Annotated in this window: 11 protein-coding genes; 5 read left to right on the top strand and 6 right to left on the bottom strand. The window is 41.2% G+C overall.

Annotation, left to right across the window (positions count from 1 at the left end):
* Positions 1-2: 2 nt before the first annotated feature.
* The 4 genes from pheT to radC all read right to left on the bottom strand — a co-directional run bounded on the left by pheT (position 3) and on the right by radC (position 5,595).
* The gene (gene pheT, locus F0145_RS06725) at positions 3-2,414 is read right to left on the bottom strand and encodes a phenylalanine--tRNA ligase subunit beta (RefSeq protein WP_150087545.1); all 2,412 of its coding nucleotides are present in this window, start codon (positions 2,412-2,414) and stop codon (positions 3-5) included.
* Positions 2,415-2,565: 151 nt separating this feature from the next.
* Entirely contained in the window at positions 2,566-3,183 is a 618-nt protein-coding gene (locus F0145_RS06730) for a DUF1684 domain-containing protein (protein WP_150087546.1), read from the bottom strand.
* A 261-nt stretch (positions 3,184-3,444) separates the two neighbouring features.
* Positions 3,445-4,626 carry a hypothetical protein gene (locus F0145_RS06735; protein ID WP_150087547.1) on the bottom strand — a complete coding sequence of 394 codons (1,182 nt, stop codon included), beginning with the start codon at positions 4,624-4,626 and terminating at the stop codon, positions 3,445-3,447.
* A 252-nt stretch (positions 4,627-4,878) separates the two neighbouring features.
* Entirely contained in the window at positions 4,879-5,595 is a 717-nt protein-coding gene (gene radC, locus F0145_RS06740) for a RadC family protein (protein ID WP_150087548.1), read from the bottom strand.
* Between the two features lie 141 nt (positions 5,596-5,736).
* Between radC and F0145_RS06745 the strand changes: the two genes are divergently transcribed.
* The 5 genes from F0145_RS06745 (at position 5,737) to uvsE (ending at position 10,295) form a co-directional block, all read left to right on the top strand.
* Positions 5,737-6,993: a metallophosphoesterase gene (locus F0145_RS06745; RefSeq protein ID WP_150087549.1), complete on the top strand. Its 1,257-nt coding sequence runs from the start codon at positions 5,737-5,739 to the stop codon at positions 6,991-6,993.
* A gap of 439 nt (positions 6,994-7,432) precedes the next feature.
* The gene (locus F0145_RS06750) at positions 7,433-7,876 is read left to right on the top strand and encodes a hypothetical protein (protein ID WP_190277483.1); all 444 of its coding nucleotides are present in this window, start codon (positions 7,433-7,435) and stop codon (positions 7,874-7,876) included.
* 254 nt (positions 7,877-8,130) lie between these two features.
* A complete protein-coding gene (locus F0145_RS06755; RefSeq protein ID WP_150087550.1) occupies positions 8,131-8,523 on the top strand; it encodes a hypothetical protein in 393 nt (130 codons plus the stop codon).
* Between the two features lie 143 nt (positions 8,524-8,666).
* Positions 8,667-9,326 (top strand): carboxypeptidase-like regulatory domain-containing protein, encoded by a 660-nt coding sequence (locus F0145_RS06760; RefSeq protein ID WP_150087551.1) that lies wholly within the window; start codon positions 8,667-8,669, stop codon positions 9,324-9,326.
* 60 nt (positions 9,327-9,386) lie between these two features.
* On the top strand, positions 9,387-10,295 hold the full coding sequence (gene uvsE / locus F0145_RS06765) for a UV DNA damage repair endonuclease UvsE (RefSeq protein WP_150087552.1): 909 nt from the start codon (positions 9,387-9,389) through the stop codon (positions 10,293-10,295).
* Positions 10,296-10,460: 165 nt separating this feature from the next.
* Here uvsE and F0145_RS06770 read toward each other — a convergent pair whose 3' ends face one another.
* Together F0145_RS06770 and F0145_RS06775 are read right to left on the bottom strand one after the other, a co-directional pair.
* Positions 10,461-11,444, bottom strand: a complete 984-nt coding sequence (locus tag F0145_RS06770; protein WP_190277484.1) for a carboxypeptidase-like regulatory domain-containing protein — start codon at positions 11,442-11,444, stop codon at positions 10,461-10,463.
* A gap of 48 nt (positions 11,445-11,492) precedes the next feature.
* Complete coding sequence (locus F0145_RS06775) at positions 11,493-12,398, bottom strand: carboxypeptidase-like regulatory domain-containing protein (protein WP_150087554.1); 906 nt, start codon at positions 12,396-12,398, stop codon at positions 11,493-11,495.
* Positions 12,399-12,607: the final 209 nt, after the last annotated feature.

A 12,607-nucleotide genomic window follows, 5' to 3' on the forward strand; every position in this document is an offset into this window, starting at 1 on the left:
GCTTACTTCCGGATAACGGCTCCCAACTGTTTCTCAAATTGCTGCATCAAACGGTTCATAGTGCCGTCTATTACTTTATCGGTTAAGGTCTGGCTCTTATCCAATAACGTAAAACTGATGGCATACGCCTTTTTGCCGGCTTCTATTTTATCGCCCTGGTACACGTCAAACACATTTATGTCTTGCAACAGTTTCCGCTCGGTACGCTGCGCAATGGCTTTAATTTGGTCGAAGGTTATTTGCTGATCAATAACGAGTGATAAATCGCGGCGTACTTCCGGGAACTTGGCCAGTTCTTCAAAAACCTGTTGGTTCTTATAATTCCGTACCAAATAATCCCAGTTTAGTTCGGCGTACCAAACCTGCTCTTTTACATCCAGCTTTTTACAAATCCGCTCGTTCAGCAAGCCTACTTCGGCCACCGTAATATCGTTTTTCTGGAAAGCTACGCCAGCCGTTAAATATTGGTGCTGCAAAGGCTGCATGGTGTAATCGGTACGGGCTAGTTTTACCAGCACATTTTGCACCACGCCGGCCAGGTAATGGAAAGTAGCTTTTTCTGATTTTTGCAACCAAGTTTCGGCGGCACTGTTGCCGGTTAAAAACAAAGCCAGTTTTTGCTGTTCTTTGTATTTCTCGCCGGCTTTCTGGTACACTTTACCCAGTTCATAAAGCTTTAAATCTTTTTGCTTCCGGTTAATATTTCTACGTAATACTTCTAATCCAGAGAACACTAAAGTTTTGCGCAAAACATCCAGATCCTCGCTGTTGTAGTTTACAATGCGTACCAATTGCTCGTCGGGCGTTTCCGCGGTTTCGTAATAGCCGGAGTCCGTTAGGGAATTGGTAATAATTTCACTGAAGCCGCTACCCGATAACAAATTAAACACCACTTGTTTTAGTTCTTCCGGGTTCGGGTGCGGGAACTTTGCCAGGTAACTTGCCGAAATATTATCGTGCAGCACAATATTATTGTAGCCGTAAATGCGCAATATTTCTTCTATTACATCGGCCTCGCGGGTAACATCTACTTTGTGCGGCGGCACTGCTAACGTCAGGTGGGTTTCGGTTTCTTCGGATATTAAAATATTCAAGTCCGTTAAAATGGCTTTGATACGCTCTACCCCAATAAACTGCCCGATTAAGCGGTGCACCCGGTCCAGGCTAATCCGGATTTGGAATGGCTCTACCGGTTGCGGATAAACATCGTTTATTTCGGAAGAAATTTCACCGCCGGCTACTTCCTGCACCAATAAAGCGGCCCGTTTTAATGCGTATATTACCATATTCGGGTCGGTGCCCCGCTCAAAACGGAACGACGAATCGGTTTTAATGCCGTGTACCTGCGAAGACCGGCGAATACTGGCCGGGGAGAAATAAGCGCTTTCGAGGAAAACAGCAGTAGTTTCGGCCGTAACGCCGGAATTTTTACCACCAAACACACCCGCAATAACCATGGGTTCGGCTGCATTACAAATCATTAAATCGGTAGCTCGCAGCTTTCGTTCTACGCCATCGAGCGTTACAAAAGAAGCACCTTCTTCGGCCCGCTTTACAATTATTTTATCGCCGGTAATTTTATCTGCATCAAAAGCGTGCATGGGCTGGCCCAACTCGTGCAGCACGTAATTGGTAACATCTACCACGTTGTTTATCGGTGACAAGCCAATCGCTTTTAACCGGTTGCGGAGCCAAGTCGGCGATTCACCTACTTTAACCCCCGTTAGGGTTATGCCCGCATACCGGGGACAACCTTCGGGATCAGCAATTTCGATGGCAATGGGCCGCGAAGTATTATTTACCTTAAAATTACTAATATCGGGTAACTGATAACGGGTATGCAGCAAGGCTTGTAATTCGCGGGCAACGCCAAAGTGCGAAGCTGCATCGGCACGGTTAGGCGTTAGACCAATTTCGAAAACCGTATCAGAAGCTAAACCAAAATATTCGGCGGCCGGGGTTCCGTTAGGTAAATCGGTATCCAGTACCATTATGCCGGCGTGCGAAGCACCCAAACCAATTTCGTCTTCGGCGCAAATCATGCCTTCCGAAACTGCTCCGCGAATTTTAGATTTCTTAATCTGGAAAGATTCGCCGGAGAACGGGTACAATACTGTGTTTTCGGTGGCTACTATTACTTTCTGGCCGGCAGCCACGTTAGCGGCCCCACAAACAATATTTTTAGGCTGATCCTGGCCAATAGCTACGGTAGTTACACTTAATTTATCGGCATCCGGATGTTTTTCGCAGGTTAATACTTCGCCAATTACTAGGCCTTGCAAACCACCTTTAACCTGCTCAAACGTATGCACACCTTCCACTTCCAAGCCAGAATCGGTGAGGCGGGCAGCTACTTCGGCAGCTGGTTTATCCAGGGGTATTAGTTGTTTTAACCAGTCGTATGATATCAGCATAAATTTATAAATCGGTAAAAAGGTAGTAATAACTACCCTGCTAAAGAACGGGAAAGATTAAATTTGAATATTTACAAGCCTAACCAGTTCTTTAATTTAAATAAATCAGGAGCAAAGTTATTAATTAAAGTAATTAGAAAAGTAATAGCCTTTATCTTTTTGTATAAGACTTTTCGCCTGCCCTAACCGAAATGGGCAGCCGGTTGGATGGCGGCGGCACCGGGCAGGTGTAGTTGTAATTGTATACGCAAAACGGATTGTAGGCTTTGTTAAAATCTAAGGTTATTTGGGTTTCGCCGGGTTCGGGCTTTGGAATATCCATAAACCGGCCGCCTTCGTAAGTTTCTTTACCATTGGTTTTATCAGAAAATGGTACAAACAAGGAGCTATCGGTGGTATTTACCCGCAAATACAAAATAAGGGAGTTTTGCTGCCCTTCGAGGTTAAACGTGGCTTTGGCAAAGCGCAGGTAAGGCTCGGTACCGCCGGTATTCATGGGCATTTGCACACTTTCGGGCTGACTAAACTCTTCGTAATCGGCGTTTACGCGGTAAATAATATCGGGTGCGTAGTAGTTTAAACTATCAAAGGTAGGCCGGTCGGCTTCTTCCAGCGGCGAGTTAGAACTCCGGAAAGACTGATTTTTATCCTGGCGTTCTTTTTTAATACCGGTAATATAGGAGGAGTCGCTGAAAACCGCTTCCTTTAAAAAATAAAAAATAATGAGTAACAAGCCGGCAATAAAAACGAAACGGACTGGTCGGGCCATATTATTCTGGTTGATTAAGGCTACTAAAACGGACGGTACCGCAAAATATGTAAAATTTGCCTACCAGAATAATTCAGTTTTTTATATATTACCTCTTTCCTGCTGCTCGTTTGAACAATGCCGTAACGTAAGTTTGAGCTTAATAGCCATCATTATTTGGCTTCAAATATTGATTAGCCTTCTTCTAAGGGAATTTTAGCTAACGTCTAGTATATCCAAAGCCCGCTGAGGAGCAAAAGTTTTGTATATACATTATTATGCTTAGTTTTTATTTTTATAGTCTCTTTGTTCAACATTCCCTTCCATTTTGATATCACTTGTTCCTGCAGGCGAGTATCCAAAAGAATTCTTGTTAAACCATATTAATTTCTCATGACTTTTTTGACTAAAATAATTCAATAGCTTAACCTTTTCTAAGTCATCAAGTATTTTTCCATACATCATCATCTCTGCTAATCCAAACTCAAACTCTTGTTTTTCTTTTTCTTTGGATCTATTTAAATAGCTTTGATAACTACTAATTTCATTATGCATTAATAAAGGCTCATTTAAACTAAAGTCTAGCAAGTTAATTCCATCTAAATTAAGACGAATCTCAGATCTTAGATCAAAGGTAATTCTGTGTGAAATATTAATAAGGTATAAATTTTTAGGATTGATAATTTTCTTTACTTCTAAATTTACTGGTCTGCCAATTAAATCAACAAAATGGAGCTTTAACTTACCTTGGTGACTGTAAATAATTATTCTGCTATTTTCATTTTCAAGAAAGTAATCTAAAAAATAATTTTCTTGTGTTGTAAACTCTTCGGGAAATATTGCAAGATAAATTTCAAAATCAGTTAACTTCTTGACCAAATTTAAGCCAATAGAAAGAAATAAATCGGCAATTTGAATTATTAAATTATCTAAAACTCTTTGACCGCCTATGCCAAAGTAAAAAAGCTCCATTAGATAGTCCGGAACTTTAGTGTCGTAGTGAGATCCACCATATTTATCCGAAAGCGCATTGATTAATTCAAAAGCTTTAATACTTCGACCTTTGAAATTTATTATTTCTATATTTAAATAATCTTCAAGTAATATTTCCTCTTGTTTGGATAGTTGCTTTTCAATAGAAATGGGTAGTGATGAAACATGTAGCATGATTCCTTCAGTTAATGAAGGTGGTAAATCTTCATTAATAGTGTTAGGCATGTAGTAAATTTTCAATTCTTCCCCAAGTAAGGATGCTATTTCAAACAAAGGTTTTAGTTCTTTACTTCTTTCTTTTGTTTTATCAGTTATCAAGGCCCTTAGCTGACCATAAATAGTAGTTATATGATAATACTTTCCTTCATTAATTAACTTTCTGGCATCGTAAATTATTCTTATAGCATGAAAAAATTCCTTGAATTTATCAAGGTTTGATTTTTTAATGTTTTGAGAGGGGTTGTTATTCATATTTATTATGAAGCATAACTTGTATGTAAACACAAGTATTAAATTAATATCGCCTTTTCTAATATATAAAGTATACTGGACTAAAGAATCTACTATATATTAAAAGTAAATATAAAGTAATAAGCAGGTTTGACTCTTAGCAACTTTCCTTTTGGCATATTTAAGAATTTCTACCAAAAGATTAAATCACCTAATACCTTATTAAGGCTCATAACTTCAATTTAACAGTAGATGAACCTTACTATCTAACAATTATAACAAACCCTCATCGGCGAAGCTATAATAATTATGTTCTGTAAAAATAATATGGTCCAGAATAGGTAAATCCAGTAAAGCGCCGGCTTCTTTCATTTTTTTGGTGAGAGCAATATCGGCAGCGCTGGGCTTTAAGTTGCCCGATGGGTGATTATGCACCAGAATAATGGCGCTGGCCAAACTTTCGATGGCTTGCTTAAATATTATTTTCGGGTCGGCTACGGTGCCAGCTACCCCGCCGGTACTTACGGGCATTTTCTTCATTACCACGTTGGCCCGGTTAAGTAATATTATCCAGAACTCTTCGTGGGGCAAATCCAGGAATTGCGGCTTAATGTATTCGTAAATATCCGTAGAGCAGGTAATGCGGGTTTTAACGGCGGCGGCGGTTTCTTTACGGCGGCGGCCCAACTCCAGAGCACTTACAATGGTTATGGCTTTGGCTTCGCCTATGCCGGGGTGCTTCTGCAAATCGTTTACCGTAAGTTTGGCCAGTTCGTTTAAATCGTTGTTTACTGCGGCTAATATTATTTTGGCTACGTCTACGGCGGTTAATTTTACGGTGCCCGAACCAATTAATATACCAATTAATTCGGCATCGCTCAAGGCCGCTTTACCTTTCAGAAGTAGTTTTTCGCGCGGCCTGTCTTCTTCGGCCCAACTTTTTATTGCCAGCGATTGCTTATAGTTTTGCTCTGGTTCGGGTTTAGCCATAATTTAAAATGTTAAATAAGGGTAAATACCATACGTAATTTTTAGTTTTTTGCTTTCTGTATTTAAGCCTAAATGCTGATTTACCGTACAACAAGCCGTTGGTATAAACTTCAGCATTGCCAAAGCTTTTATCTCTTTTTTATGTTCGCGCGCTACCTAACCATTGCGGTATTAATTCTGATTCTTTTCCTCGTTGACTGGTATGTTTTTCAGGCCGTCCGGACGGTAACGGTTAGTTTGGCTTTCCGGAGCCAGCGCCTGATTTTCTGGCTTTACTGGGGCTTGTTTGCTTTAACTGTTGTCACCATAATTTTATTTATGTTAACCAGAGGTACGCCGCCAACTCATTTCCGGATGTACCTGATTAGTACCTTGTTCATTATTTTCGCTTCTAAACTGGTGGTAGTGGTATTTTTGCTCGTAGATGATGGCCTGCGGCTGCTGAAATATTTAGTCAATTATATTTTCAGCCACGCGCCTAACCAGCCGGAACCCGAAAAAATTGTTATTAGCCGCAACGAGTTTTTAAATAAACTGGCTTTAATAATGGGAGCAATTCCGCTGGTGGCTTTTGTGTACGGCATGGTACGCGGGGCTTACAACTACCAGGTAAAAAAAGTAACGTTGCGCCTGCCCGATTTGCCGTTGGCTTTTCAGGGGTACCGGGCCATCCAGATTTCTGATTTACATACGGGCAGTTTTACCAGCACCAAACCGCTGCACAAAGCCGTGGCGCTTATAAATAAACAACAAGCCGATTTAGTATTTTTTACCGGCGATTTGGTAAACAATGTTGCCACCGAAGTATTACCCCATATAGATGCTTTAAAAAATATATCGGCCCGCGACGGCAAGTTTTCTGTTTTGGGTAACCACGATTACGGCGATTATGTAAGCTGGCCTACCCGGGAAGCTAAAATTCAAAACTTAAACCGGTTAAAAGATGCGCACCGGCAAATAGGTTGGAAACTACTCTTAAACGAACACGCGGTTATACAAAAAGGGCCGGACCAACTGGCTATTATTGGCATAGAAAACTGGAGTACGCGGCTGCATTTTCCGAAATACGGCAACTTACCCGTGGCCTACGTCGGCACCGAAAATATTCCGTTTAAAATATTACTCTCCCACGATCCTTCGCACTGGGACGGCGAAGTAAACACCCGCTTCCCCGATATTCATTTAACCTTATCGGGCCACACGCACGGCATGCAGTTTGGGGTAAATATTGCCGGTTTTAAATGGAGTCCGGTACAATACGTTTATAAACAATGGGCGGGCCTGTATAAAAAAGGCAGTCAATATTTGTACGTTAATACCGGCCTGGGCTTTTTGGGGTATCCGGGGCGAGTAGGATTTTTACCCGAAATAACCGTTTTCGAATTTCAGCGGGCCTGAAAGTACTTCTACCGAATAATATTTATTAGCTGCTACAATATTTCTTCCTATTTATATTCCTGGAAAGATTTATTGCCTAAACCGCTTTACAGGCAAAATCAATAGAGCCGAAATTACCTCCGTTCCTTTATAAAGGATAAATTCTTCTGCAATTCTTTAGATTCTCCAGAATGCTAACCATGTGATTTTTATATTATGATTATAAAAGGTGGTAAATACTATTAAGTATTAAAAGCCGGTTACAAAAACCAATTCTAAGAAACTTTATATCTTACCCTTATACCACAACTACCCTAAAATGCTTATATTATGATATATATACGGATAAAAATTATGTGTAAATACGGAAAACTTTAATAAATACCCCTCGTTTAAAACGGAGAACTAACATATTATAAAAAAGGATATATTTTAGTTAACTCAAAAAAAGAAAAAAGCTATGAAAAAAGTGTTGATGATTTTTTGCTGCGCCGGGGCGTTTACGTTTGCTTCTTGCGGCGGCAGTAGTACAACCGAAACAACTGAAACGGATACTGAAACTACCACTGATACCGAAATGAGTACCGATATGGATACCACCGGCACCATGGGTACTGAAGGAAATGATATGGGTACAACCGCTGGTAGCACTACTGGTAGCGGCACAACCGCTGGTGGCACCACCGACGGAAGCACTACCACTGGTACAACCGCTGGCGGCACTACTACCGGTACCACTGCAGGCGGAACAACTACCGGCACGACAGCCGGGGGTACAACCACTGGCACTACCGCGGGAGGCACCACCACCGGAACTACGGCTGGCGGTACTACAACCGGTACTACAGCTGGTGGAACAACGGCTGGTGGCACAACCGCTGGTGGTACAACTGGTGGCCTTTAATATTTCGTAATATTGGTAAGTTCGTATTTTAATACGGCTTAAAACAAACAAGAACCCCGGATTTCATCTAATGAAATCCGGGGTTCTTGTTTAATATTCTTGCTCTTACGCAACGCAAAACTTGTACTATGCTAATTATGAGGCATAAGCTCATTTTGTTTTAAAGCATTAAAATTAACAAAACTACTTCTGAACGCGTAAACAGCCAAAGCACATAACTACGTTTAATACAATCTATTATTTTTGAACAAACTATGAAAAAGCTAACAATGCTGCTGTTTTTAGGAAATGTAACGGCGGCAGCCCTAAGTATAACCAATGAAGCAAAAGGTTTTGTAAACCCCAACGCACCTGCTAACCCAGCTTTTACTTACGCCAGTACCTTAACACCTTACCAGGACGGCAGCCAGGCTAACCGGCAAGTAAAAAAGAATAATGATGAAGTTACCGTGCAAACCAAGGACGGCATAAAAGTAAAAGCCCAGCCCGGTAAGTCTAAAGTAGAAACGCCTACGTACGAATCTAAAATAAAAGGCGACGAGCGGAAATTTAAATCCAAAACCACCGATGCCAAAATAAAATCGGAACCAGGTAAAGCCAAATACGAAGCCGGCGACACCAAAATAAAGGTAAAATCGAAAGAATAAGCCAATGCCGTTTAACACGAAAAAAGCTTGCTTAAAAATATTAAGCAAGCTTTTGCATTTTAAATAGCGGCCTCTTTTTAAAATTTCATACTTTTAAAACTTGTTAACCGTTGTTTTCTTTAAAAGTAAATAATTTCATTATAATGATACCTGGCTGGTACTTCCGCTTATTCTTCTTTTTGCTCTTTTTATGCGGCAGCACCAGTCTCTTTGCCCAAACTAATTTACGCTTAACGGGTACCATCCGGCATGCACAAACCAAAGCACCCCTCCAAAGTATAACTATACTCAAAACAGCTACCGGCCGGGGCACTGTTTCGGATGCGGCTGGGGTATTCCGGCTGAACGTGCAACCCAACGATACCCTCCTGATACGGGCTGTTGGCTTTAAAACACAGCAATATGTGGTGCACCCAAAAGCCCAAAATGATTTAAAAATTGAAATATTGCTAGAAGAAGGTTCGCTTACCCTGCCGGAGGTTAAGGTAGTAGGTGGTTTAGATTATGAAAAAGTAAACCGCGCCTTACGCAACATGAAAAAACCACCCGCCCCCAAGGTAGTAGTAAAACCACCGGCCCCCGAACCTTTATACGAAGAGAAAAAAACTACTCCGGTAGCACCTTCCCTCGAAAACCCCGCCAGTTTACTCTACGACATGCTCTCGAAAGAAGGCAAAGACAAACGTAAGCTCGAAGAAATATTGGCCGAAGAAGCTGCCCGGAAAAAAGCCCTGGAAGACCAGAAGAAACAAGCGGCCTACGACAGTTTATTTCTGAACCGTAACCGCGATATCCGCCGCTAATAAGCATAACCAAAACAATCGGGCTGCGTTCAGGTTTATAAACAAACACCCGGCGCATTTATGAAAATTGGTTATCCCTGCATCAACGAAACCCTTCCTTGTTCTTCCGCAACCACTTTCCGGCTGGCTTCATATTCCGAAGAAAGGTTAATTCAGGCAGTAACCAATAACCTGGCGTGCTTGCAGCAAATATTAGAATTTAATGTGCAGCACGGCTTGCTGTTTTTCCGGATGAGTTCCGATTTGGTACCTTTTGGCTCGCACCCGGTAAATACTTTTAACTGGCAAGATTATTTTAAACCTACTTTTGCCGCTATTGGGCAGTATATCAAGCAAAATAATTTGCGCATATCCATGCACCCCGATCAGTTTGTGGTATTAAATTCGCCTACCGAGCATATTGTACAAAACAGCTTTGCCGAATTAGCTTACCAATGCGCCATTATGGATTTAATGGAACTGAATAAATCGGCCAAACTCCAGATTCATGCCGGCGGGGTTTACGGCGATAAACCCAATGCCATTATGCGGTTTGCCGATGCCGTGCAGGTACTGCCCGATAATATTCGCGCCCGCCTGGTAGTAGAAAACGACGACCGGTCTTATAGTTTGCAGGATTGTTTAGAAATTCACGAGCGTACCAATATTCCCATTTTGTTCGATAATTTTCACCACGAGTGCCTGAACAACGGCGAACCCATGGCCGAAGCTTTACGCCTGGCGGCCCAAACCTGGCAACCCGAAGACGGCATTCTGATGATAGATTACAGTTCGCAATCGCCCGGCGACCGCAAAGGAAAACACATTGCCCATATTCAACTCGATTTATTCCGCGAATTCCTGACGCACCTCCAAGACCTGGATGTAGATATTATGCTCGAAATAAAAGACAAAGAGGCCAGCGCTGTGCAGGCTTTAGCTTTATTACGGGAACTAGGCTATGTACCCGCCACCGAACCGGTTTTGTAGAGTTCAGCAAAACTTTAAATGCTGCATAAATATTACCCAACAACAAACAGGTTTATTACCTAAATATTTGTGCCAACTTACTATTACGGAAATCTTGCAATTACGGTTAAGTTGCTGGCCGGCACCGCATTAATCACAATATATTTAAACAACAGTACCAGCAGATTATTTCGGATAAATAACGGTGGCATACATGCCAATACTTTTTACATCAACCAAAGTTGACTTAGCTATTTGCCAAGGTTGTAGCTGCGATTCGCGGTAATAAGTAATCTGGCCTTTGGGTAGCGTGGCAAAAACCATTAAAGAACTGGTGTTTTGTTCTTTGGCTCCATCCCATTCCAGCACAATCGCAAAATCTTCTTTTATGGTAATATTGTATTGCTGCAGGTTAACGGTTATCCAGCCGGCATGATGCGGCGGGATGGCTATAATTAATGGTTCTGGAATTAAAATAAGGTGTGGCAGGTTGTTTTTTAGCGAATAGAGGCGTACGTTAACTTTAAGCCTTTCCCCGCTTAAACCTTGCAGTCCAAAACTAACACTCCGCAACGCAGCCGGATATTTATTTAACTGAATTTTATTCCCAATCGCATGCCCTCCGGCCGCCATAGTTAACGTGTCGGAAGGATAAAATTCATAATGAATAGCAGAACCTTCATTAATGTGGTAGCCGGCTTTTTTAATTGTCCATTTTCTGGCTTTGGCATTTACCTCTACCGCCGGCAAGCTTTTGTAATCTGGTACTAAAAAAAGGTTATGTGCTACGGAGCTTCCATTTTGCTTTATTAAATCAGCAATACTGAATTCCTGGGCAACATATCCCAACGAAGAAACTTTTATTTGCCCGTTTTCCTGTTCTGGCTTTAATGCTAAAGTAAACGCGCCCTTGCTATCTGCTTCAAAATAGGCTCTCTCACCAACAACCAAAATATGGGCATAAGGAATGGGCGCATTACTTACCTTATCCAGCACAAATCCTTTAATAACTATACTTGCCCGCTGCTGCTTGCGGGAAAGATTAATTTCAGGTTCCTGATTAAGCGGCTTTGAGCCGGACGCGCTAATTAAAAATAAGGTTAGCCAGCTAAGAGAAACAGCGCAAACCAAGGTGCGCCCTACCGATAAAGTTGAATATTTTTGAAGCACTATTATTCTTTTATTCCGGCTATTATTTAAAATATTAAAATGTTATTTCTACTTTTCGTGTTGCAGCGTAACGTACATACCTATTGCCCCCGGAAATTTCTCCCATTTTGCCTGGCTTGCTTTTTTTTGAAATACGGTATGCCCGCCAATACCGCCCGATAAAGTAAGATACCTAACATTCTTGGGTTTAGGTTCGCAGTCAATCCACTCCAACGATACTACAAAATCGTCTTCCAGGTAAATATTATAGGGTTCCAAATCCACTTCAACCCAACCGGTTTTCCTGTCCGGAATTTCTAAATAAATATTCTCTTTCAGAATATTTTCGTGCGGCCGCCCGTTAGCAACAGAATAAATATTAATCCTGAATTTAACATTGGTGTAATAATTAGCATTTATACAAAAATCTAACTTCTTCAGAAAAGCTTGCTTTTTGCGGTTATTAATTAACAAGGCCACTTCCCGGCCCAGATGCTCTTCTAACGTTCCGGGCGTTCTCATAAAAGCCTGGTGAAACTTTGCGCCCGGCCCCACCTTGCCGCCTTTCACGGAAGTAATCCAACGCTTGGCATCAACGTTAACTTCTTTTATTTCTTCAGGCTTTGCTTTTAAAATAATGGCTAATGTTTTTTGTTCCGAAAACCGGGAAATAACATCGGCTACCTTAAGCTCAACTGTTTCGTGTCCGATAAAGGAAAAACGAAGAACTCCTTGTTTATTTTCTGGTTTAATCAGTAGTATAAATGCCCCGTCGCTATTGGTTACCGTACCCGTTTCTTCATCTACAATACCCACACTTACATAAGGTAAGCGGTTATTTTTATCATCCTTTACCGTACCGGTTATGGTAGTTTTGCTGGTTTCCTGATAGGGTAATACCGCGCCCCAGCTAGGCCGAAAAACTAAAAAAGCAATTAGAAATAGCAGCAGACAAGGTCTTTTTCCAGTTCCCATGTTAGTTTAGCAAGTCTTGACAATTTGCTTTTCAGTTTATTTAATATCAATATTATTGATAATCTAATATTTAAAGCGGAAATTCAGGATGGCCGGCCAAACCTTCGGGTTAATTGTAAAATCTAAAATTTGATTGCGGCTGTTTATGAATATATTAGATAACTTAAATAAGGTTATTTAATTGTTTTATATACATTAACCTACTTAAG

This window comes from Adhaeribacter rhizoryzae (assembly GCF_008629685.1).
In the GTDB taxonomy this organism is placed as follows: Bacteria; Bacteroidota; Bacteroidia; order Cytophagales; family Hymenobacteraceae; genus Adhaeribacter; species Adhaeribacter rhizoryzae.

Coding starts and splice junctions, on each gene's coding strand:
- F0145_RS06750 (WP_190277483.1), top strand. CDS start 7,433: ATGAAAAAAGTGTTGATGATTTTTTGCTGCGCCGGGGCGTTTACGTTT.
- F0145_RS06775 (WP_150087554.1), bottom strand. CDS start 12,398: ATGGGAACTGGAAAAAGACCTTGTCTGCTGCTATTTCTAATTGCTTTT.
- F0145_RS06730 (WP_150087546.1), bottom strand. CDS start 3,183: ATGGCCCGACCAGTCCGTTTCGTTTTTATTGCCGGCTTGTTACTCATT.
- F0145_RS06735 (WP_150087547.1), bottom strand. CDS start 4,626: ATGAATAACAACCCCTCTCAAAACATTAAAAAATCAAACCTTGATAAA.
- F0145_RS06760 (WP_150087551.1), top strand. CDS start 8,667: ATGATACCTGGCTGGTACTTCCGCTTATTCTTCTTTTTGCTCTTTTTA.
- radC (WP_150087548.1), bottom strand. CDS start 5,595: ATGGCTAAACCCGAACCAGAGCAAAACTATAAGCAATCGCTGGCAATA.
- F0145_RS06755 (WP_150087550.1), top strand. CDS start 8,131: ATGAAAAAGCTAACAATGCTGCTGTTTTTAGGAAATGTAACGGCGGCA.
- uvsE (WP_150087552.1), top strand. CDS start 9,387: ATGAAAATTGGTTATCCCTGCATCAACGAAACCCTTCCTTGTTCTTCC.
- pheT (WP_150087545.1), bottom strand. CDS start 2,414: ATGCTGATATCATACGACTGGTTAAAACAACTAATACCCCTGGATAAA.
- F0145_RS06745 (WP_150087549.1), top strand. CDS start 5,737: ATGTTCGCGCGCTACCTAACCATTGCGGTATTAATTCTGATTCTTTTC.